A 19,477-nucleotide genomic window follows, 5' to 3' on the forward strand; every position below is an offset into this window, starting at 1 on the left:
AAATCTCTCCATGGTATCGAAATCCGTACGGCCCAAAGCCTTGGATCGATATATCCGGATGAACATAACAAGGAAAGGCTTTTTGCCGGTCGTGGCGTTATGCGCCAGCATGATTCCAGCCTACGGTGAGAACGAAACGGCACAGCAAAGATCAACGGAGAGACGCATGAAGATCAGCGCCCGCAACATCCTCAAGGGCAAGGTCACCGAAATCGTCAAGGGAGCCACCACCTCGCATGTCCGGATCGACATCGGCGGCGGCGTCATCGTCACCGCGTCGATCACCAACGAGGCGGTCGCCGACCTCGCGCTCGAGAAAGGCAAGCAGGCCTATGCTGTGATCAAAGCTTCGGACGTCATGGTCGGGATGGACTGAGCCGGTGAGGCTCACTCATACCGCGATCGGCGCTTTAATGTTCGCATCCGCGAAATAATTCTCGAGCCGGAAATCCTCGAAACGGAAGGCGAAAAGGTCCTTCACGTCCGGGTTGATCCACATCGTCGGCAAGGCTTTGGGGGTGCGCCGTATCTGCTCGCGCGCCTGCTCGAAATGGTTCGAATAAAGATGCGCGTCGCCGAGCGTGTGGACGAAGTCGCCGGGCTTCAGCCCGGTGACCTGCGCCACCATCATGGTCAGCAAGGCGTAGGAAGCGATGTTGAACGGCACGCCGAGGAAGATGTCGCCCGAGCGCTGGTAAAGCTGGCAGGAGAGCCTGCCTTCCGAGACATAGAACTGGAACAGGCAATGGCAGGGCGGCAGCGCCATCTCCTCCACCTCGGCCGGGTTCCAGGCCGAGACGATCAGCCGGCGCGAGTTGGGATTCCGGCGTATCTCCTTCAAAAGCCCTGCGATCTGGTCGATCTCGCCGCCATGCCCGTCCGGCCATGAGCGCCACTGCTTGCCGTAGACCGGGCCGAGATCGCCGTTCTCGTCGGCCCATTCGTCCCAGATGCTGACGCCGTTGTCGTTGAGATATTTGATGTTGGTGTCACCGGCCAGGAACCACAAGAGCTCGTGGATGATCGACTTCAGATGCAGCTTCTTCGTCGTCGTGACCGGAAAGCCGCGCGAAAGATCGAAGCGCATCTGGTAGCCGAACACCGAGCGTGTTCCGGTTCCCGTGCGGTCGCCGCGGTCGGTGCCGTTCTCCAGCACATGCTTCAACAGGTCGAGATATTGGCGCATCAGCTCTGCCTCGATTCGGGCTTACAGCCGATCATACCCGACTGTCAGCCAGTCGAACACCGCAAAGCAGGCAGCAAATATGGACCCACGTCGATAGATCCGCAGCGCCGGCACGGTTTCGCGCCGGCCGCCGGGCAACTATGTCCTACAGGGAGCCGAGTTTGCCGAGATCCTTGGCGACCAGATAATAGAAGGTCACGCGGCTCTTGGTGTTGTCCGCTTGCATCGCCTTGCAGGTCTTCTCGATCGACGCGTTGGCCTTGGCGGCATCCGCGATGCCGAGCTTCTTGCCGATCCAGTTCTCGCGGACACGGTCGAGTTCCTTCGGATCGGTGCAGGATACCAGCGAGGAATCGCGGTTCCGGAGCGCAATGCCCAGATGCTTGACGATCTTGTCGACCGCGTCGGCGCTGGCGCCGGCGTCGTATTTCTTCACGTCCGCTAGATAGTCGGCCATCAAACTTCCCCTCGTCGGCGCCGCGAATCCGGTCGATGAGGGTTGCGGCGCGTTGCGCAACTTGTGCACTAGGTCAGAGACTCCTCACCGTGAGCGAGATTTGATTGAGTGGACGCGCAAGTCAACCCTTGGCTGCACAGTTTGGCATAACTGGATAAGCGCCGGTTTGGCCTTTCTTTTTCCCTCATCGCTCCCTATATTCGCTTCGTCGGCTTGACCGACTATGGCGATAAACAGGCGATGAAATAAGCCGTTCGGACCCGGGGGCGGTACCCGGCGCCTCCACCAAAAACCGCTCTGGCTGACGGAGCGGCTTTTGCTGGGGGCGAAATAGGATCGACGAAGGTGTAAAGATCGTACTTTCGCCCGGCATTGTACCACCGTAATCGGGCTAAACTTATAGTTGCCAACGACAACTATGCGGAAGCTCGTCTCGCTGCTTAATGCGGCGCGAACGCTTCAAATCAAGTCCTAGCGGTTCGCACTTCTAGGCGGGGTTCGGAGGTACCTGGCAACAGAAACCTCCACCTTCCCCTTTTCGCTTCTTTCCCAATCAACCGATCGGCCAAGGCTCGTCCGGCGCTTGATGCCGGTCGAGGAACGGGTGCGCTTCGTCATCGATCAAACGGGTTTGCAATAGATATGAAAAAGGCCGGGCAAACCCGGCCTTTTTCAATGCTTTGATCCGCCTTACTCCGCCGGCGCTTCTACCGCTTCGCGCGCGCGGCCGAGCGTCAGCTTGGCCAGTGTGAACGAGATCACCGCGCAGAGCGTGATGCCGGCCACCATCGGCAGCGGCGTGCCATCGAAGAAGATGCCGGCGACACCCATGGCCAGCGCGCCGATGGCGAAATGCAGCGTGCCCATCAGCGCCGAGGCCGTGCCGGCGATCTCGCCATGCTCTTCCATGGCCAGCACCGAGGTGGTCGGAATGACCAGGCCAAGGAAGCCGTAGCCGATGAAGAGCAGCGCCGCCATCACGTCGAGCCGATCGACGCCCGACGCCATGATAGCGAACAGCGCCACCATCACCGTGGCATAGCCGGTGACCGCCACCCAGACGACGCGCTTCAGCCCGAAACGATCGGCCAGCAGCCCGGTCAGCTGCGACATGCCGATGAAGGCAACCGCGTTGATCGAGAAGAACACGCTGTAGACCGACGGCGATAGGCCGTAATGGTCGATCAGGATGAAGGACGAGCTCGACAGATAGACGAAGAAGCTCGCAATGCCGAAGCCCGCGATCGCCACAAGGCCGAGGAAGTTGCGGTCTCCCATCAGGTAGCGATAGCCAGCCAGGGCAGTGCCGAAGGACGAATTGGCGCGCTCCTCAACCGACCGCGTCTCCTTGAGCGAGGTGGCAAGCAGGATTGTGGCCAAAGCCGCGGCACCCGTCACCGTCCAGAACACGGCGCGCCAACCAAAACTCTCGATGATCTGGCTGCCGGTCAGCGGCGCGAGGATCGGCGACACCGAGAACACCAGCATCAGAAGCGACATCAGCTTGGCGGCCTCGTTGCCGGTGTGCAGGTCGCGCACGATGGCGCGCGGCACGGCCATGCCGGCGCTAGCGCCGAGGCCCTGCAGGAAGCGGAAAGCGATCAGCCACTCGATGTTCGGCGCCATGGCCGAACCGACACCGCCGACCATGAACAGCGCGAGACCCGCGTAAAGCGGCACCTTGCGCCCGACCATGTCGGAGATCGGGCCGACGACGATCTGACCGAAACCCATCGACAGGAAGAAGATCAACAGGCTCATCTGCACGGCGGCGGTGCCGGCATGCAGGTCCTGGCCGATCGAAGGCAGCGCGGGCAGATACATATCGATCGCGAACGGGCCAATTGCGGACAACAAGCCGAGCACGACCGCAATGCGGAGGAATTTGGGACTCATGGTAAGGCTCTTTTCGGATCTGGTTGCCGCCGCGAAATGCCGGCGTCTGAACCCAGGACGTTCCATCCCGCGGAAATCCGACATCTGAGGACGAGTGTGTTCGTCTCGTAAGAACGAACACATCCGTTTTCGCAGCGCGGACTTCCCTCTTGTTGTGTCCACAAATTTAGACAGCCTTGTCCAATTCGTCAATCACAGCTATATAGATTTTCATGAAGCACGGCGTTTCTCCTGACACTTTCCCGCCACGCAGCCATGAGGCAAAGCGGATGTCGGTGGTCGACGCTGCCGCTTCGGTTTTCTGCCGGGAAGGCTATGCCGGCGCCAATATCGACCTGATATCGGCCGAGGCCGGCGTGTCGCGGCAGACGGTCTACAACCATCATGGCGACAAGCGAAACCTCTTCGTCGCTGTCGTGCGCGACCTGACCGAGCGCTGCAATGCCGGCATCTTCGCAACCATCGCCACCTTCCCCGACCAACCCGCGGACCTGGAAGCCGATCTGATTGCCTTTGCAGTGCGCATGAACCGCAACTGCATCTGCAACCGCGACGGCCGTTTCCTGCGCAAGCTGATCCAGGCCGAAGGCGAGCGTTATCCGGAACTGTTTGCCGAATGGCGCGAACAAGGCCCGGGCCGCACCTGGTCGGCGCTTGCCGCGCGTTTCGCCCGGCTTGCCTTTGCCGGCCATCTGTCAATCGGCGACCCCGACGTCGCGGCGCGTCAGTTCCTCGCTCTCGTCAACGCCGAGCTTCAGATCACCTTCATGCTGGGCGGCATACCGACCGAGGAAGAGGTGCTGCGCTCCGCCACAAATGGCGTGCGGACCTTCCTCGCCGCCTTCGCCAGGAAGAAATCGCCAGCCGGCAAACAGGCCGCGCTCGTTCACGCCTGAGCGATCAAATCGCCAACACCCCTCTTGGCCTCGCGGCTTTGCGCCTATATGCGGTTTACGCCGCGCTTAAGCTTGATTACAGCTATGCGGACGATTCAACGGAATCCGACCGTCACATGGCCGACGACCACATCCGCTACGACATTCTGGCCCAGGAGGCACTGCGCGGCGTCATGCGCAAGGTCCTGGCCGAGGTCGCGCGCACGGGCCTTCCGGGCAATCATCATTTCTTCATCACCTTCCTGACCGGCGCGCCGGGCGTGCGCATCTCGTCCAGGCTGCGCGAGCGCTATCCGGAGCAGATGACCATCGTCATTCAGTTCCAGTATTGGGACCTGAAGGTGACGGATGCCGGCTTCGAGGTCGGCCTTTCCTTCTCCGACGTCCCGGAAAAGCTCGAAATACCCTTCTCCGCCGTGCGCGGCTTCTATGATCCGTCGGTCAATTTCGAGCTCGAATTCGACGTTAAGACCGAGGGCGTGGAAGAAGAGGCCCCTGCTCCGGCCGCCGAGCCGATCGCCGTCGTCCCTGAGAAGAAGGCCGAAACCAAGAAGAAGGCTGCCGAGGCCGAAAAGAAGCCGGCGGTCGCCGAGACCGGCGGCAAGGGCGCCGACGTCGTTTCGCTCGACGCCTTCCGCAAGAAGTAGCGGAACCATGGGCGAGATCGTCAATCTCCGCCAGGCCCGCAAGCAGAAAGCGCGCATCGAGAAAGAACGCCAGGCTGGCGAGAGCCGGGCCTTGCATGGCCGCACCAAGGCAGAGCGCGAGCGCGACCGGCTGTCGTCCGAAAAGGCCGAGAAATTCGTCGCCGGCCATCGCCGTGAAAAACCCGACGATCCTGGCAAGCGCTGAGTGTTGCTATGGCCGCGGTCGAAAAACGCTCGGTAACGATCCGCGGTCACCGCACCAGCTTTTCGCTGGAACAGCCCTTCTATGACGATCTCATCGCCATCGCCGCGGAGCGCTCGCTGTCGCTCGCGGCTCTGGTCGCCGAGATCGACGAGACGCGCACCCGCGACGCCAACCTGTCGTCGGCGCTCAGGCTCTACGTGCTTGCCTGGGCAAAGCGCGGCGGCAGCACGACCTAGCCCACGCTATCGCCGACGCCTTGTTGCGCCAAGCGTTGAAAGCGCCATAAGTCGAGACATGACGACGCCGAAAAAATCACGCCCCGCCATCAGCCAGGCCGACTACCAGCGGCTATCCCAGTTCCGTTATCTGATCTGTCGTTTTCTCGAATTCAGCCAGATCCAGGCGAATGAGGCGGGGCTCGCGCCCCGCCAGCACCAGGCGCTGCTGGCGATCAAGGGATTTCCAGACGGCGGACCAGTGGCGGTGGGCGATCTCGCGGAGCGGCTGCGCATCCGCCACCACAGCGCGGTGGAGCTGGTGAACCGCCTTGCCGAGGCGGGCCTTGTCATCCGCGATCCGGACAAGAACGATCACCGGCGCTGTCTGCTGCAGCTCACGCCTTTGGCGGACGATCGCCTGGCCAACTTGTCGGCCGCTCATCTCGACGAGCTTTCGCGCATCGAACCGATGCTGCGGCGCCTGCTCTCGCGCCGGGAAGAGTCCTGACCGGCAAGACGGCTTCGGCTGGTCTTTCGACGGTTGACGCTCAGCCGCCGTCGAGCGACTTCAACAGATTGTCGATCGTGAACGGATTGGCCTTCGGCTTCGCCGGCGCCGGACTCGAACCGTCGTTGACGCCGGGAAGCGATTGGTTGGCTTTTGGCGCCTGCTGAGCCGCCTTGCGCTCGGCTTCGAGCTTGGCCTGCTCCGCCCTCTTGCGATCCGCCTCTGCCTGCGCCTTGGCCGCCTCGTCAGCGGCCCGCTGCTCGGCCTCGGCCTGCGCCTCAGCATCCGCCTTGGCTTTGGCGTCGGCCTCGGCCTGGGCCTTGGCGTCGGCCTCCGCCTTGGCCCTCGCCTCTTCGTCCGCCTTGGCTTTCGCGTCGGCTTCAGCCTTTGCCTGCGCCTCCGCTTCGGCTTTCGCCTTGGCTTCCGCCTCGGCCTTCTGCCGTGCCTCTTCCTCCTGCCGGCGCAGCTCCTCGGCCGCCCTGTCCCGCTCCGTCTGCAGCGACGCGTAATAACGCACTTCGCGCCGCAGCCGCTGCTTCTCCAGCAGCGCCGCTTGCATAGCCTCGACCCGCTGCTGTTCCTTCTCTAGCGCGCGCTGCGTCAGGAACTGCGCCAGCGGACCGCTGTCGAACTGGAGCGCGGTCGCCCCAAGCGGACCGGCCAGGCTGAAATTGACGGCCGGTTCGGAACCGACCAGCGCCTCGTCGCCGGGACGATAGGTCAGCGTTCCCTTCGCCGCGACTGTGCTGGTGTTGAGATCGGCCGTCACGTCGGTGGACAATGTCGCCCCAGGATTGTCGAGCTTGATCGGCGGTGCCCGCACAGTGCCGTTGGCGACAGTGAAAGCTATGTCCATGTCGCCGGCGGCGAAGCTGCCCCGCCCGGCGATCTGAGGCGCGAAGCCCGCCGTCTTTGCCGCGTCGATGTCGCGTCCGATCGCATCGGCCTTGGCGATCATGGCGGCAAAGCCGTCCGGATTGATGCCGTCCACCTTCAATCCCTTCAGCGCCGCAGTGCCGGATCCGGACAAAGCAGCGATCATGGCATCGACCGATTTGCCGCTGGTCGAAAGCGCCGCCGAGAGGTCGCCGCTGCCGCCGATGCCGGCACCTGGCAGCAAGGCGGAAAGATCGCCGCCGGCGAGTCGCATCTGGCCGGAGAACAGGCCGGTGCCCTCCGTGTTCTTGAGGTCGAACAGCCCGGTCAGATCGCCGCCATAGAGCTTCGCCTTGAGGTCGGAGACGTGGATGCCTTCGCCGTCGAGCTTCAGCGAGAATGAAGCGTCATGCGCCGTCGCGAACGGGCCGACGGCGAGCGCCGAGGTGTTGAGATCGAGGTCGGCATTGAACGGCAGGGTCGATTTCTGGCTGAACGGCGCCGTCGGCCATCGACCCTTGGCAGGAGCGAAGGACTGATCGCCGAACAGCGAGACCGCCAGCGGATCGAGGTCGAGTTCATCCAGCGCCAGCGCCCCGGCAAGATGGGGCAGTCCATCCTTGGCGTCGATGTTGACGTCGCCGGACACGGCCGCCTTGTTTATCGCGCCAGTGAGGCCGCTCAGCACCAGCAGCCCGTTGCCGAAATCGGCATCAGCGGCCAGTGACGTCGATGTCCCGGTTCCCATGCCGGGCAGGCCCACGCCCGTCGTCATCAGCCACGGCTCGATGTCGGCAGTGTCGAGATTGACCTTGCCTTTGGCGGTGGGGCCTTGCGTCGTCTCGGCGACGGTTCCGTCGAAGCTCGCCCTGAAATCGTCGGCCGTCAGGTTGAAGCTGGTCGCGAGACCGCCGGCGATCGAACCTTTCGCCGCGAGGTCGGTGCTGGCGTGGCCGAGCATGCCGAGCGGCAGCGCCGGCAGGCCGTAGAGTGCAAGCAGCGTCGTGGCATTGTCGTTGCGGGCGTTGAAGGTGATCGATACCGGGGCCTCTGAGAGCTTGTCCGCCGTTCCCTTGCCGGAAAGCGACGCCGAGAAGGCTGAGCCGCCGGCATTGCCCTGGGCTGAGAGCGCCAGCCCCGTGCTGCCATCGCCATTGTCGGCGGCGCTGGTCAAAAGATCGATGCGCGCATCCTGGAAAAGTTCGGGATAGGCCGCCGCGCGGCTCGCCAGGCCTTTGAGCACGGCATTGTCGGGATAATGCTGTGCCGCGACATCGATCAGCGGCTTCAGGTCCACCGCTACGATGGAGGCATTGAGCTTGCCGGTCGGGCTTTCTGGAAAGTCCTTGACCCGGCCCGTGGCGCTGATCGAGGCGCCGGCAAGACCGCCGATCGACAGCCTGTCGATCTCGAGCAGGCCCTCGCGCAGCCGCAGCGCCGTGTCGACCGTGTCGGCGCTGAGCCCGACGGCGCTGACCGGGCCCGCCTTGATCTGGAAATCGAGATCGCGATCCGAAAAGCGGTTGGCGCCCTTGTCGCTGATGAAGATCGAGGCGAAGGCGGCGAGCCCGTCGAGGTCCATCTCGCCGCCCGTCAGCCGCATCAGCACCGACGGCTTGGCGCCGTCCGGCTGGCTGGAATCGATGCTGCCGGAGAATTTCGCCTTGCCGAGGATGAGTTCGAGATCGCTGAAGGACTGCCGGTTCTCGCTGAGATCGACCTTGGCCTTGAAACCTGCCGCGGGCAGCCGGCGGATGGCCTCGTCGACATCCTTCGACAGCCAGGCGGCAAAACCGGAAGGCTGCCCGACGGCGAGCAGCAACGAGCCGCTGAAGCCGAAATGGTCTTCGACGCTCAGCATGCCGTCGGCTTCGAGTGTCGTGCGGCCGGGCAGCGTTGCGGCAAGCGACTTGACCGACCAGCCACCCTCGACCGGCTCGGCCGAAAGCCGCACGTCGCGTACCGTCGTGTCGCCGGCCACCACGGCCGGCAGCCGGACCTCGAGCGTGCCCGGTATCGTCGGCTTCGGCATATGCTGCAGCGTCTGCTCGAAAGCCGCGATGCGCTGGTCGAGCGTGAAGCCCGATCCGGCGGCCCCGCCGACGGCCTCGTCGAACTGCACCTGCGCACCGCTCGCCTCGACGGCGAAATGCGGCTTCAGGCCGAGATCGACAGAAGCCTTGCCGTCGGCTGTATAAGGGTTGTCGAGCGGCCCGGTTTCGAAGCGGAACTCGTCGACATTGAGCTTTTGGTGGTCGAGCGCGAACTTGCCGTTCAGCCGAAAACCCGGATCGGGCTTGCCGGTGCTAATCTTGACCGGCTCGCCGTCATTGCCGCGCAGCTCGGCCGAATTCCGGTCGGCGCCGGAGATCTTGAGCTGGCCGGAATAGACCGCGGCGCCCTTGACGATGCCGGCATTGCCGTCGGTTTCGATGATCAACGGATAGGCGTCGGGATCCGCCTTCAGCCTCAGCCGCATCTGGCCGTCGGCCTCGAGCTTGCCGGTAGAGGCCGACACGTCCGTGCGCATGCCGTCGAAGCGCAGCGTTCCGTTCATGCGCCAGGGACCGATGAGCGCTTTGGCCGAAATCGTCGAGTTGATCTCGGAGATCAGGTGACGGCGTCCGCCGGCGGCGTGGCGCAGTTCAATCTGCCCCTCGGTGATGGTCAGCTTTTCGATGGCGATCTGGCCGGGATCGAACGGCGTCGAGGGCCGGAGCGCCCAATCGACCGTGCCGTTGCCGGCAACGTCGATGGTTGCCCTGGGATGCACCAGCCGCATGTCGAAGATCAGCACCTCGCCGCGCAAGAACGGAGCAAGCTCCGCATCCATCGAGAAGGTCTCGGCTGTCATCGCCGGCTGGCCATCCGGTCCGCCCGCGACCTCGACATTGGAGAAGGTCACCGAGGGAAACGGCAACAGCCGCGCCGTCGCATCACCCTTCACCGTCACCTTGCGGCCGAGGATGGCGCTTGCCTCGCGCTCGAAATCCGCCCGGTAGCCCGTCCAGTCGATGAAATACGGCACCACCAGCGCCGCGCACAGCACCAGCACGAACAAGCCACCGAAGATCACGAACAGGCGGGCGAGCATCTGTTTCCCAGTTGAAAGTCAGCCGCACTCTACCCGCATCCGCGTGTCGATAAAGAGGCAATTCCGTTAGTTGCGGCCCCGTGGTTACCGGGCAATGTCGCCTGTTGCACGACCGCTCGCGGTCGCGATATCTGTTTTGGCAAATCCCTGCCCGCGGTCACGTCCGTGGCCGCCAATAAATTTAAACCTCAGCACGGAGCATTCCCGATGTCAGGCAAGAACTGGGACAGGGTGCCGATCGACGCCCAGAGCGTCGATGCTCCTCTGTCGACGGCGGCGATTTTCCTCGTCGTCACGGTCGGTGCCGACAAGGTTGCGCTTTCAACCGTCGCATCCGTGCTCGGCGAGTTGGACGATCTCGTCAAGAATGTCGGTTTTCGCGATCTTTCAGGCCGGCTGTCCTGCATCGCTGGCGTCGGCGCCGAGCTCTGGAACCGTCTGTCGCCCAACCGGCGACCGCGCGAGTTGAAACCCTTCGCGCCGATCGAGGGAGCGGCGCATTCGGCGCCCTCGACGCCCGGCGATCTGCTCTTCCACATCCGGGCCGAGCGGCCCGACATGTGCTTCGAGTTCGAGCGCATTTTGCTGAACGGCCTGGGCGACAGCGTGAGCGTCGTCGACGAGGTATCCGGCTTTCGCTATTTCGACGCGCGCGATCTTCTGGGCTTCGTCGACGGCACCGCCAATCCGACCGGCCTCGACCTGCCGGCCTCCGCTTTGGTCGGCGACGAGGACGATGAGTTCGCTGGCGGCAGCTATGTCGTGGTGCAAAAATACCTGCACGACATGGCCGCCTGGGGCAAGACGCCGACGCATGTCCAGGAAGAGATCATCGGCCGCACCAAGATCGACAACATCGAGATCGATGACGACGACAAGCCGCGCAAGTCGCACAAGTCGCTGGCGACGATCGAGGACGATGCCGGCAACGAATACGACATTTTGCGCGACAACATGCCGTTCGGCCGCCCTGGGCAGAACGAGTTCGGCACCTATTTCATTGGCTACACGCGCTATCTGTGGGTGATCGAAAAGATGCTGCAGCGCATGTATGTCGGCGAGCCGCCCGGCGCCTACGACCGGCTGCTCGATTTCTCGACGCCCCACACCGGCACGACCTTCTTCGCGCCGACACGGCCCACGCTGCAGAAGCTTGTCGAAGGCGTTCAGGAATAGCGTCGCCGGGCTGTGGCTAGGCTAGGCCATCAATAGTTCACTGCTTCGAGCAAGGCCTTCAGCACCGCGCCTTTTCGCAGGCCTACCTGGAAATCTCGCGCAATGAATTCCAGGGTCGAATCGTGGAACGTGAGAATGAAGTGCCGGCGACCGGAAAACAACTCCGGCACATGGCGCGGGTGAACCCGGTTCGCTTCTTCCAGAGAAGCAATCCACGACGAATTGAGGACCTCAAACGCGGAATATGGCTGCAGGCCGAGCGCGTAGAGCCGATGCCCGCTGAGCGCCTCGTCGTTTGGCGGGCCGAATTGCAACGCGACATAAGGGGCTACCGTCAGGATCGCGACGGCCTCCCCCTCGGCAACTGCTGAAACCGATCGCGGATTGGTGCCGTCAAAGGACGGATCCGGAACGTTGACGATATAAGCGATCAACAGCCGCTCTTCATCCGCGAAGACATGCGGCAACGGGGCGCCCGCCGACGATGGCGGCAGGTCAAGAGGCAGCAGAGCCTCTGCCGCGGCCATGACTAGTGTCCTGGGCCCGGCAAGATCTTGCCGGGGTTCATGATGTTGAGCGGATCGAGCGCCTGCTTGATCGTGCGCATGATATCGACGCCATGGCCGAGCTCGTGGCGCAGGAAGCCGACCTTGCCCTGGCCGATACCGTGCTCGCCGGTGCAAGTGCCTTCCATGGCGATCGCGCGCATGTTGAGCCTGGCGACGAATTTTTCGGCAAGCACGATCTCATCCGGATTGTCGACATCCATCAGCACCAGCACGTGGAAATTGCCATCGCCGGCATGGCCTACGATGGGTGCTATCAGCCCCATCTCGGCAATGTCGGCCTCGGTCTCGGTGACGCATTCGGCAAGCCGCGAGATCGGCACGCACACATCGGTCGAAAGCCCCTTGGCGCCGGGACGCAAGGTCAGCGATGACCAGTAAGCGTCGTGCCGAGCCTTCCACAGCTTCGTCCGCTCCTCGGCGACGCTGGTCCACAGGAACGGCCCGCCGCCATTCTCCTCGGCGATCATGCCGAAGGTCTCGGCCTGTTCGGCGACGCCCGCGTCGCTGCCGTGGAACTCGACGAACAGGCACGGGCTCTCCGGATAGTCGAGCTTGGAATAATTCTTCATCGCCCGCATCTGCAGCGCGTTGACCAGTTCGATGCGCGCCACCGGAATGCCCATCTGGATGGTCGCAATCACCGTGTTGCAGGCCGCTTCCAGGCTCGGGAACGGGCAGACGCCACCGGAGATCGCCTGCGGAATGCCCTGCAGCCGCAGCGTCAGCGAGGTGATGACGCCGAGCGTGCCTTCGGAACCGACCAGAAGCCTGGTCAGGTCGTATCCGGCCGAGCTTTTCTTCGCCCGCTTGCCGGTCGTCACCGTCTCGCCATCGGCCATGACAGCGGTCAGCGAGAGCACGTTTTCGCGCATCGTGCCGTACCGCACGGCGTTGGTGCCGGACGCCCTGGTCGCCGCCATGCCGCCAAGCGAGGCATTGGCGCCGGGATCGATCGGGAAGAACAGGCCGGTGTCACGCAGGTGCCGGTTGAGGTCCTCGCGCGTCACCCCCGGCTCGACCGTGCAGTCGAGGTCCTGCGGATTGACCGACAGGATGCGGTTCATGCGCGAAGTGTCGATGGAGATGCCGCCGCCCGGCGCGTTGGTATGGCCTTCGAGCGAGGAGCCGACGCCGAAGGCGATGACGGGCACACGGTAGGCGGCGCAGGCGCGCACGATCTCCTGCACTTCTTCGGTCGTCTCGACGAAGGCGACACCGTCCGGCGCCTGGGTCGGGATATAGGTGGTGGTATGCGCGTGCTGGCCGCGGATCGCCTCGCCGGTCTGGAAGCGTTCGCCGAAGCGCTGCTTGAGGATGCCGAGCACCGCGGCGATGCCTTCCTCGTTGCGCTCGACCGGGTTGAGGTCGCTCAAAGCCATGAATTCCTCCGCGAATGGACCAGTGGCCACCCTTGTAATGCAGCTATGGATGATGCCTAAAGCAAATCCAGGAAAAGTGTGAAGCAGTTTTCCGTCCGCAATTGCGCCAGAACGACGAGAACCTCACCGGCCACGCACTGTCCAGAGACGATCAAGGAAAATCAGATGACGATCCCCGCACCGATCATTTCCGGCCCAATGGCGATCGAAAAGGAATGGATCGACTATAACGGCCATCTCAACATGGCCTATTACAACGTCCTGTTCGACCGCTGCTCGGACCAGGCGTTCGAGCTGATGGGCATGGGGCCGAACTACGCCAAGGAGCGGCGCCTCACCATTTACACGGCCGAGGTCCATGTCTGCTACGTGCAGGAGCTGCATCTCGACCACAAGGTGAACGTCTCGTTCCAGCTGATCGATCACGACGAGAAGCGCCTGCGCGCCTACCAGGAAATCCGTCATGTCGACGGCTGGCTGGCGGCGACGTCCGAATCGCTCTCGCTGCATGTCGACATGGAGGGGCCGAGAGTGGCCCCCTTCCCGGCCGACGTGATGGCCGAGGTCGAGGCCATGCACGCCGCCCATGCCGCGCTGCCGATGCCGGAGCGGGCCGGCCGCTCGATCGGCATCAAACGCAAGAGCGCTTGAAGCACGCAAACGCCCACGTTAACCTTACCAAGGTTTTAACGTGAACAAGTCAGTTGAGTCCGTTGAACGACTCAGGGGCGCGTTCGAAAACCGCCGTACCGGGTTGCGCACGGGCGGCTGGCGGAATGCGGTGCGAGGACAGTGCATGAAAACCGACATCAAGGTCGAAGTGGAGCGGTTGGCGGCCGATCCACGCATCACCGACTATGATTTCTGGCGATCGCTGAAGAACGTCAACAACGAGATCTTCCACATCGCCAACAACAATGAACCGATTCCGTTCGACATGATCCGCTGGCGCGCGATTCTGACCCGGGCGCGCATGAGGCGCGGGCACGGCTGATCATCACCTCTGCTTGAACCCGCCGAGCGGCGAGCGCGGCTCGATCGGCGATGACTGGATGATCGCGGTATTGGTCATCGCATAGGGAATGATCCGGTCGATCAGGCGCTCGAGTTCGCCCACCGAGCCGACATGCGTGAGCGCGATGAAGCAATCCTCGCCGGTCACCCGGTCGCATTGGGCGATTTCCGGCAGGTCGCGAATGATGTCCGCCACCACCGAAAGCTGCCCCGGCACCGGCCTGATTCTGAGCCATGCCGACAGTTTCAGCCCGAGCGCCGCCGGATTGATCCTGACCGTGTAGGCCTCGATCACGCCGTTCTCCTGCAATTTGCGGATCCGCTCCGCCACGCTCGGCGCCGACAGGCCGACGGCACGCGCCAGTTCCGCCGTGCTGATACGCGCGTCCTTTTCCAGGAGCCTCAGGATCTTCAGATCCACGGCGTCGAGATCGGCATTTTCATTTCGAAGGTTTTTCAACTTTTTTCTCTTCCATCAGAAAGAAAACGATCCACTATGCTAATGGTCGCGCATATAGTTTGCGCATTTCGCCTGCGATAATGCGCGTATGAGCAACCAAACGCAAATTCCAGCCGCAAACCAGGCCTCCGGTGGTACCGGGACGGCGCGCCCAGCCCCTGCGGGCCTTGCCGGGCTGGCCGACGCGCTGCCGCCGCATGCCTGGTTCTGCGTCAGCGCGGTGTTCCATTATCTCGGCCCGGCCTTCGCGGTGCTGCTCTTCGATCAGGTCGGCGTGCTCGGCATGGCCTGGTTGCGCATCGCCACCGCCGCTCTCATCTTCGCCCCGTTGACCAAACCCTGGCGCGTTTTCGCCGGCGCCGATCGAGCTCAGCGGCTGCTCCTGCTCGCCTTCGGCGCCTGCCTGGCGGTGATGAACTGCTCGTTCTATCTGGCGCTCGACCGGCTGCCGATCTCATTGGTGGCGGCGATTGAATTCGTCGGCACGATCGCGGTGGCGCTCGTCGGCCTGCGCAGCCGCCGCAATTTCGCGGCGCTGGCCATTGCCGTTGCCGGCACCTTGCTGCTCATCGACGTGAGATGGTCGAGCGATCCGGTGGGCCTGTTCTGGGCCTTTCTGAACGGCGCGCTGTTCGTCGGCTACATCGTGATCGGCCACCGCGTCGCCCGGACCGGCATCGGCATTGCAGGTCTCGGCACCGCCATGGCGATCGCCTTCCTCGTCGTCTTGCCCATCGGCTTTAGCGAAGCGCTGCCGGCCTTCTCGTCGCCGCAACTGCTGATCGCCGCGATCGGCGTCGGCGTCTGCTCTTCAGTCATCCCTTACATCTGCGATCAACTCGCCATGGCGCGACTGCCGCGCGCGAGCTTCGCGCTGATGCTGTCGCTCCTGCCGCTCACGGCGACGCTCATCGGCGTCGTCGTGCTGCGCCAGGTGCCGGTCGTCACGGATTGCCTCGGCGTCGCTCTGGTGATCGCCGGCGTTGCCATGCACAAGCCGGCGGCAAATACATGAATTTGTTCGACTAGGCGAGCTTCTCTTTGAGAAACGCCACTGTCCTGCCCCAGGCAAGGTCGGCCGCCTTCTTGTCATAGCGCGCGGCCGAAGTGTCGTTGTTGAAGGCGTGGTTGGCGCCCTCATAGACATAGACCTTGTATTCAACATGGGCTGCATCAAGCGCCTTCTTGTAGGCATCGATGCCGGCATTGGTGCGCTCGTCCAAACCGGCATAGTGAAGGAGCAGCGGCGCCTTGATCTTCGCAGCATCCTCCGCCTTGGGCTGCATACCGTAATAGGCGACGCCGGCGCTGAGATCGGGCGCATGGACGGCAAGCTGGTTCACCGCGCCGCCGCCCCAACAGAAACCGACCGCACCGACCTTGCCGTTACCGTCCTTGAGGCCCTTGAGATAGGCGACCGTCGCCACGCCGTCGGCCGCGACCTGGGCAGCGTCGAGCTTGGTGAACATGTCGCGCGCCTTGTCCTCGTCGGACGGCGTGCCGCCAAGCGGCGACAGGAAGTCGGGCGCGAGCGCCACGAATCCCTCCAGCGCTACGCGTCGGGCGACATCGCGGATGTGCGGGTTGAGACCTCTGTTTTCGTGGATGACGATGACGGTGCCGAGCTTGCCGGACTGACCGGCGGGCTTGACCAGATAGCCCTTCATCTCACCGCTTGAGCCGGGATAGGTGATGTCCTCGCCCTTCACGCGGGAGTCGTCTTCGGCGACGATCGCCGCCTGGATGGAATTCGCCGCCAGCATCGGCGCGATCGCGGTCGCCGCGGCGCCCGAGCCCGCCAGCTTCGTCAGTTGCTCCATGAAGCGGCGCCGGTCGAGCGTCAGATGCGTATACTCGTCATAGGCATCGATCATCGCCCGCGTGATGACGGGCTTGGCAACGGGCTCGGTCATGGCTTTCCTCGACGACAGTTGGCAACGATTGGCTGGGGTGATCCGCAAGATAGGGTCGGGATTCAAGCGGTCCAGTCACGTCCGGATGACGATCAAGAGAGCCGCGGCTCGCCCATCACATTTTGGTCATTTCCGAAAGCCTTGATGATGCTGTCACATTAGGAAGGAAAGCTGCTGGCGCAGCTTCGATCCGATCGACGAAAGGGGAACGCCATGAATGTACAGGACATCGTCAACACCGTCTCGCAAAAGGCGGGACTTGACGAACCCACTACCGAGAAGGTCGTCGGCACCATCTTTTCCGTGCTCGAGCATGAGGCTGAAGGGACCAGCGTTTCGTCCTTCTTTGCCCAGATCCCCGGCGCCGACGCCCTGGCGCAGAAATATGACGTCATGGCCGCCGGCGCGGCGGCCGGTTCGGGCGGCGGCCTGTTGTCGTCGCTGCAGGGCGCGCTTGGCGGAGTGCTCGGCGAAAAGGCCGGGGCCCTGATCAACGGCATTGCAGCCCTCAAGGCGTCCGGTCTCGACATGGCGCAAATCCGGCAGGCCGGGGAGACCTTGATCAAACAGGCCGAAGCAGCCGCCGGCCCGGATCTTACGAACCAGGTGCTGGACCAGGTGCCGAGCCTGAAAGGCCATCTTGGGCTTTGAAGCCCGACGCCTTCCCTCACTTCGGCAAAGCATAGGCCATCACATAGTCGCCCGGCTTGGTGCCGACCGAGCCGTGGCCGCCGGCGACGATGACGACGAACTGGCGGCCATCGGCCACCGTATAGGTCATCGGTGTCGACTGTCCGCCGGCCGGCAGCCTCGCCTGCCAGAGCTGCCTGCCTGTGGCGAGGTCATAGGCGCGCAGATAGTCGTCGACAGCGGCGCCCAGGAAAGCGACGCCGCCCCCCGTGATCATCGGCCCGCCGATGCCTGGAACACCGACCTTGAGCGGCAAGGGCAGTGGCGTCATGTCGTACACAGTACCGTTGCGGTGCTTGTAGGCGATGTTTCCGGTCTTGAGGTCGACGCCGGCGACATAGCCCCAGGGCGGCGCCTGGCAAGGAATGCCGAGCGGCGACAGGAACGGCCCCATCGCCACCGCATAAGGCGCGCCCTCGTTGCGGTTCAGCCCCTGCTCGCTGCCCTTGGTGTTGTCGCCCGGCGGCGGCACGTCCGCGCGCGGAATGAGCTTCGAGGTGAAGGCGAGATAGGTCGGCATGCCGAACATCACCTGCCGCACCGGGTCGACCGCGACACCACCCCAGTTGAAGACGCCGAAATTGCCGGGATAGATCAGCGAGCCCTGCAGCGAGGGCGGCGTGTAACGACCCTCATAGCGCAATTTCTTCAGCTCGATCCGGCAGGCCAGCTGGTCGAAGATGGTGATGCCCCACATGTCGGCGCCGGTCAGCGGCTTCGGATTGAAGGAAAGGTCGGAGGCAGGCTGCGTCGGCGAGGCATGATCGCCCTCGATCGCGCCGCCGGGTGCTGCCACTTCCTTCACCGGGATGATCGGCTCGCCCGTGCGCCGGTCGAGCACATAGAGATCGCCTTGCTTGGTCGGCCCGACCAGCGCCGGCACGACGCCGCCCTGCGTTGTGATGTCGACCAGTGTCGGCTGCGCCGGCACGTCCATGTCCCACAGATCGTGATGCACGGTCTGCCGCACCCAGCGCAGCTGGCCGGTGTTGAGGTCGAGCGCGGTGATCGATGAGGAGAATTTCTCGACATTGGCGCTGCGGCCCATGCCGAGCTGGTCCGGCGTCTGGTTGCCAAGCGGCAGATAGAGCAGCCCGAGCTTCTCGTCGGCGCTTGCGGTCGACCACATGTTGGGGGAGTTGTGCGTGTAGGTCTGCCCGGCGGGCAGTGGCGTCGTCACGTCCGGATTGCCCGAATCCCAGTTCCACAACAGCGCGCCGCTATCGACCTCGAAGGCGCGGATGACGCCCGACGGCTCTTCGGTCGAATAATTGTCATTGACCGCGCCGCCGACGATGATCTTGCCGCCGACGATCAGTGGCGCCGAGGTCGAATAGTAATAGCCCGACTTCGGGTAAGGCATGTTGGCCATCAGGTTCAGCGTACCGCCCTCGGCGAAAGACGGGCAGACTTGCCCGTTCGCGGCATCGAGCGCGATCAGCCTGGCATCGGAGGTCGGCAGGTAGACTCGCTGGGCGCAAGGCTGGCCGGCGGCGATCTTGGCGTCGGCATAATAGGACACGCCGCGGCAGGTCTGGTGCTGGCGGTTGGGATCGAGCTTGATCTTCGGATCGTAGCGCCATTTCTCCTTGCCAGTCGCGGCATCGATGGCGATGGCGAAATTATGCGGCGTGCAGATGAACAGCGCATCGCCGATCTTGAGCGGCGTCACTTGATAGGTTGTTTCGCCGATGTCGTCGGGGCCTTTGACGTCACCGGTGCGGTAGGTCCAGGCCGGCTGCAACTTGGCGACATTGTCGGGTGTGATCTGGTCGAGCGGCGAATAGCGCTGGCCGAACGGCGTGCGGCCGTAGAAATGCCACTCGCCGGCCGGCATGTCGCCGCCGAGATTGGCCGCCGTCGTCACCTTATCGGTGCCCAGTGTGCCACCGATGTCCTTGGGATCGGCGGTCATCGAATACCCGGCGACCGCGAGCGAAGCGAGCACGGCCAGGATCAGCGGCGCGCGCGCGTCCGGCCCACGCAGGCCGCGCCTTGCCCATGGCGTCAGCAGCCACAGCGCGATGAGCACGATGACGCCGCCACGCGGACCAAGCTGCCACCAGTCGAAGCCGATTTCCCAGACCGCCCAGCAGAGCGTGGCAAGCACGAACAGCGCGTAGAACCAGAGCGAGGTCGACCTGCGCATGAGAAGCAGCCAGCCGGTGATCAGGAAAACCAGGCCGGCGATGACGTAGTACCAGCTGCCGCCCAGCACGGCGAGCCAGATGCCGCCGCCGCCGAGAACGAGCCCGATGAGGAACAGGACGAGGGAGGTGATGGTGACAGCCAA

The 19,477-nt window shown here is 63.6% G+C and carries 20 protein-coding genes and 1 other RNA gene; 12 read left to right on the forward strand and 9 right to left on the reverse strand.

Going from position 1 to position 19,477, the window contains the following annotated elements:
- Positions 1-166: 166 nt before the first annotated feature.
- Positions 167-376: a molybdopterin-binding protein gene (locus EN869_RS15720; protein WP_127228875.1), complete on the forward strand. Its 210-nt coding sequence runs from the start codon at positions 167-169 to the stop codon at positions 374-376.
- A 15-nt stretch (positions 377-391) separates the two neighbouring features.
- Here the strand turns inward: EN869_RS15720 and EN869_RS15725 are convergent, their stop codons facing one another.
- Together EN869_RS15725 and EN869_RS15730 are read right to left on the reverse strand one after the other, a co-directional pair.
- The gene (locus EN869_RS15725) at positions 392-1,186 is read right to left on the reverse strand and encodes a thymidylate synthase (protein ID WP_127228876.1); all 795 of its coding nucleotides are present in this window, start codon (positions 1,184-1,186) and stop codon (positions 392-394) included.
- Positions 1,187-1,331: 145 nt separating this feature from the next.
- Positions 1,332-1,643, reverse strand: coding sequence for a DUF2853 family protein (locus tag EN869_RS15730; protein ID WP_042644091.1), 312 nt, complete (start codon positions 1,641-1,643; stop codon positions 1,332-1,334).
- Between the two features lie 168 nt (positions 1,644-1,811).
- Between EN869_RS15730 and ssrA the strand changes: the two genes are divergently transcribed.
- Positions 1,812-2,172, forward strand: a transfer-messenger RNA (tmRNA) gene (gene ssrA / locus EN869_RS15735).
- 161 nt (positions 2,173-2,333) lie between these two features.
- Here ssrA and EN869_RS15740 read toward each other — a convergent pair.
- Positions 2,334-3,539, reverse strand: coding sequence for a multidrug effflux MFS transporter (locus EN869_RS15740; RefSeq protein ID WP_127228877.1), 1,206 nt, complete (start codon positions 3,537-3,539; stop codon positions 2,334-2,336).
- Positions 3,540-3,751: 212 nt separating this feature from the next.
- On the opposite strand from EN869_RS15740, the gene EN869_RS15745 reads away from it, so the two are divergent.
- From EN869_RS15745 to EN869_RS15765, 5 genes are all read left to right on the forward strand, one after another.
- The gene (locus EN869_RS15745; protein WP_127228878.1) at positions 3,752-4,435 is read left to right on the forward strand and encodes a TetR/AcrR family transcriptional regulator; all 684 of its coding nucleotides are present in this window, start codon (positions 3,752-3,754) and stop codon (positions 4,433-4,435) included.
- Positions 4,436-4,551: 116 nt separating this feature from the next.
- A complete protein-coding gene (locus tag EN869_RS15750) occupies positions 4,552-5,082 on the forward strand; it encodes an SspB family protein (protein WP_127228879.1) in 531 nt (176 codons plus the stop codon).
- A 7-nt stretch (positions 5,083-5,089) separates the two neighbouring features.
- Positions 5,090-5,287 carry a DUF4169 family protein gene (locus EN869_RS15755; RefSeq protein WP_127228880.1) on the forward strand — a complete coding sequence of 66 codons (198 nt, stop codon included), beginning with the start codon at positions 5,090-5,092 and terminating at the stop codon, positions 5,285-5,287.
- A gap of 8 nt (positions 5,288-5,295) precedes the next feature.
- Positions 5,296-5,523 carry a ribbon-helix-helix domain-containing protein gene (locus EN869_RS15760; protein ID WP_127228881.1) on the forward strand — a complete coding sequence of 76 codons (228 nt, stop codon included), beginning with the start codon at positions 5,296-5,298 and terminating at the stop codon, positions 5,521-5,523.
- 58 nt (positions 5,524-5,581) lie between these two features.
- A complete protein-coding gene (locus EN869_RS15765) occupies positions 5,582-6,013 on the forward strand; it encodes a helix-turn-helix domain-containing protein (protein ID WP_127228882.1) in 432 nt (143 codons plus the stop codon).
- 40 nt (positions 6,014-6,053) lie between these two features.
- Here EN869_RS15765 and EN869_RS15770 read toward each other — a convergent pair whose 3' ends face one another.
- Positions 6,054-9,983, reverse strand: a complete 3,930-nt coding sequence (locus tag EN869_RS15770) for an AsmA-like C-terminal region-containing protein (RefSeq protein ID WP_127228883.1) — start codon at positions 9,981-9,983, stop codon at positions 6,054-6,056.
- Between the two features lie 207 nt (positions 9,984-10,190).
- Here EN869_RS15770 and EN869_RS15775 point away from each other — a divergent pair, with 207 nt between their 5' ends.
- Positions 10,191-11,159, forward strand: coding sequence for a Dyp-type peroxidase (locus EN869_RS15775; RefSeq protein ID WP_127228884.1), 969 nt, complete (start codon positions 10,191-10,193; stop codon positions 11,157-11,159).
- Between the two features lie 29 nt (positions 11,160-11,188).
- Here the strand turns inward: EN869_RS15775 and EN869_RS15780 are convergent, their stop codons facing one another.
- Both EN869_RS15780 and EN869_RS15785 read right to left on the reverse strand, forming a co-directional pair.
- Positions 11,189-11,686: a hypothetical protein gene (locus EN869_RS15780; protein ID WP_127228885.1), complete on the reverse strand. Its 498-nt coding sequence runs from the start codon at positions 11,684-11,686 to the stop codon at positions 11,189-11,191.
- A gap of 2 nt (positions 11,687-11,688) precedes the next feature.
- Positions 11,689-13,107 carry an FAD-linked oxidase C-terminal domain-containing protein gene (locus tag EN869_RS15785; protein WP_127228886.1) on the reverse strand — a complete coding sequence of 473 codons (1,419 nt, stop codon included), beginning with the start codon at positions 13,105-13,107 and terminating at the stop codon, positions 11,689-11,691.
- Positions 13,108-13,272: 165 nt separating this feature from the next.
- Here EN869_RS15785 and EN869_RS15790 point away from each other — a divergent pair, with 165 nt between their 5' ends.
- Both EN869_RS15790 and EN869_RS15795 read left to right on the forward strand, forming a co-directional pair.
- On the forward strand, positions 13,273-13,758 hold the full coding sequence (locus EN869_RS15790) for a thioesterase family protein (protein ID WP_127228887.1): 486 nt from the start codon (positions 13,273-13,275) through the stop codon (positions 13,756-13,758).
- Positions 13,759-13,903: 145 nt separating this feature from the next.
- Positions 13,904-14,101 carry a hypothetical protein gene (locus tag EN869_RS15795; RefSeq protein WP_127228888.1) on the forward strand — a complete coding sequence of 66 codons (198 nt, stop codon included), beginning with the start codon at positions 13,904-13,906 and terminating at the stop codon, positions 14,099-14,101.
- Positions 14,102-14,104: 3 nt separating this feature from the next.
- On the opposite strand, the gene EN869_RS15800 is transcribed toward EN869_RS15795, so the two are convergent.
- Positions 14,105-14,581, reverse strand: a complete 477-nt coding sequence (locus EN869_RS15800) for an Lrp/AsnC family transcriptional regulator (RefSeq protein WP_127228889.1) — start codon at positions 14,579-14,581, stop codon at positions 14,105-14,107.
- 88 nt (positions 14,582-14,669) lie between these two features.
- On the opposite strand from EN869_RS15800, the gene EN869_RS15805 reads away from it, so the two are divergent.
- Positions 14,670-15,596, forward strand: coding sequence for a DMT family transporter (locus tag EN869_RS15805; protein ID WP_127228890.1), 927 nt, complete (start codon positions 14,670-14,672; stop codon positions 15,594-15,596).
- Between the two features lie 10 nt (positions 15,597-15,606).
- Here the strand turns inward: EN869_RS15805 and EN869_RS15810 are convergent, their stop codons facing one another.
- A complete protein-coding gene (locus tag EN869_RS15810; protein ID WP_127228891.1) occupies positions 15,607-16,494 on the reverse strand; it encodes a dienelactone hydrolase family protein in 888 nt (295 codons plus the stop codon).
- 213 nt (positions 16,495-16,707) lie between these two features.
- On the opposite strand from EN869_RS15810, the gene EN869_RS15815 reads away from it, so the two are divergent.
- Positions 16,708-17,145 (forward strand): hypothetical protein, encoded by a 438-nt coding sequence (locus EN869_RS15815; RefSeq protein ID WP_127228892.1) that lies wholly within the window; start codon positions 16,708-16,710, stop codon positions 17,143-17,145.
- Positions 17,146-17,161: 16 nt separating this feature from the next.
- Here the strand turns inward: EN869_RS15815 and EN869_RS15820 are convergent, their stop codons facing one another.
- Positions 17,162-19,477 carry a glucose/quinate/shikimate family membrane-bound PQQ-dependent dehydrogenase gene (locus EN869_RS15820; RefSeq protein ID WP_127228893.1) on the reverse strand — a complete coding sequence of 772 codons (2,316 nt, stop codon included), beginning with the start codon at positions 19,475-19,477 and terminating at the stop codon, positions 17,162-17,164.

It is taken from the genome of Mesorhizobium sp. M2D.F.Ca.ET.226.01.1.1 (assembly GCF_004022705.2).
Lineage (GTDB): Bacteria > Pseudomonadota > Alphaproteobacteria > Rhizobiales > Rhizobiaceae > Mesorhizobium.

Coding starts and splice junctions, on each gene's coding strand:
- EN869_RS15745 (WP_127228878.1), top strand. CDS start 3,752: ATGAAGCACGGCGTTTCTCCTGACACTTTCCCGCCACGCAGCCATGAG.
- EN869_RS15755 (WP_127228880.1), top strand. CDS start 5,090: ATGGGCGAGATCGTCAATCTCCGCCAGGCCCGCAAGCAGAAAGCGCGC.
- EN869_RS15780 (WP_127228885.1), bottom strand. CDS start 11,686: ATGGCCGCGGCAGAGGCTCTGCTGCCTCTTGACCTGCCGCCATCGTCG.
- EN869_RS15775 (WP_127228884.1), top strand. CDS start 10,191: ATGTCAGGCAAGAACTGGGACAGGGTGCCGATCGACGCCCAGAGCGTC.
- EN869_RS15815 (WP_127228892.1), top strand. CDS start 16,708: ATGAATGTACAGGACATCGTCAACACCGTCTCGCAAAAGGCGGGACTT.
- EN869_RS15725 (WP_127228876.1), bottom strand. CDS start 1,186: ATGCGCCAATATCTCGACCTGTTGAAGCATGTGCTGGAGAACGGCACC.
- EN869_RS15750 (WP_127228879.1), top strand. CDS start 4,552: ATGGCCGACGACCACATCCGCTACGACATTCTGGCCCAGGAGGCACTG.
- EN869_RS15740 (WP_127228877.1), bottom strand. CDS start 3,539: ATGAGTCCCAAATTCCTCCGCATTGCGGTCGTGCTCGGCTTGTTGTCC.
- EN869_RS15730 (WP_042644091.1), bottom strand. CDS start 1,643: ATGGCCGACTATCTAGCGGACGTGAAGAAATACGACGCCGGCGCCAGC.
- EN869_RS15810 (WP_127228891.1), bottom strand. CDS start 16,494: ATGACCGAGCCCGTTGCCAAGCCCGTCATCACGCGGGCGATGATCGAT.
- EN869_RS15790 (WP_127228887.1), top strand. CDS start 13,273: ATGACGATCCCCGCACCGATCATTTCCGGCCCAATGGCGATCGAAAAG.
- EN869_RS15765 (WP_127228882.1), top strand. CDS start 5,582: ATGACGACGCCGAAAAAATCACGCCCCGCCATCAGCCAGGCCGACTAC.
- EN869_RS15795 (WP_127228888.1), top strand. CDS start 13,904: ATGAAAACCGACATCAAGGTCGAAGTGGAGCGGTTGGCGGCCGATCCA.
- EN869_RS15770 (WP_127228883.1), bottom strand. CDS start 9,983: ATGCTCGCCCGCCTGTTCGTGATCTTCGGTGGCTTGTTCGTGCTGGTG.
- EN869_RS15805 (WP_127228890.1), top strand. CDS start 14,670: ATGAGCAACCAAACGCAAATTCCAGCCGCAAACCAGGCCTCCGGTGGT.
- EN869_RS15785 (WP_127228886.1), bottom strand. CDS start 13,107: ATGGCTTTGAGCGACCTCAACCCGGTCGAGCGCAACGAGGAAGGCATC.
- EN869_RS15760 (WP_127228881.1), top strand. CDS start 5,296: ATGGCCGCGGTCGAAAAACGCTCGGTAACGATCCGCGGTCACCGCACC.
- EN869_RS15720 (WP_127228875.1), top strand. CDS start 167: ATGAAGATCAGCGCCCGCAACATCCTCAAGGGCAAGGTCACCGAAATC.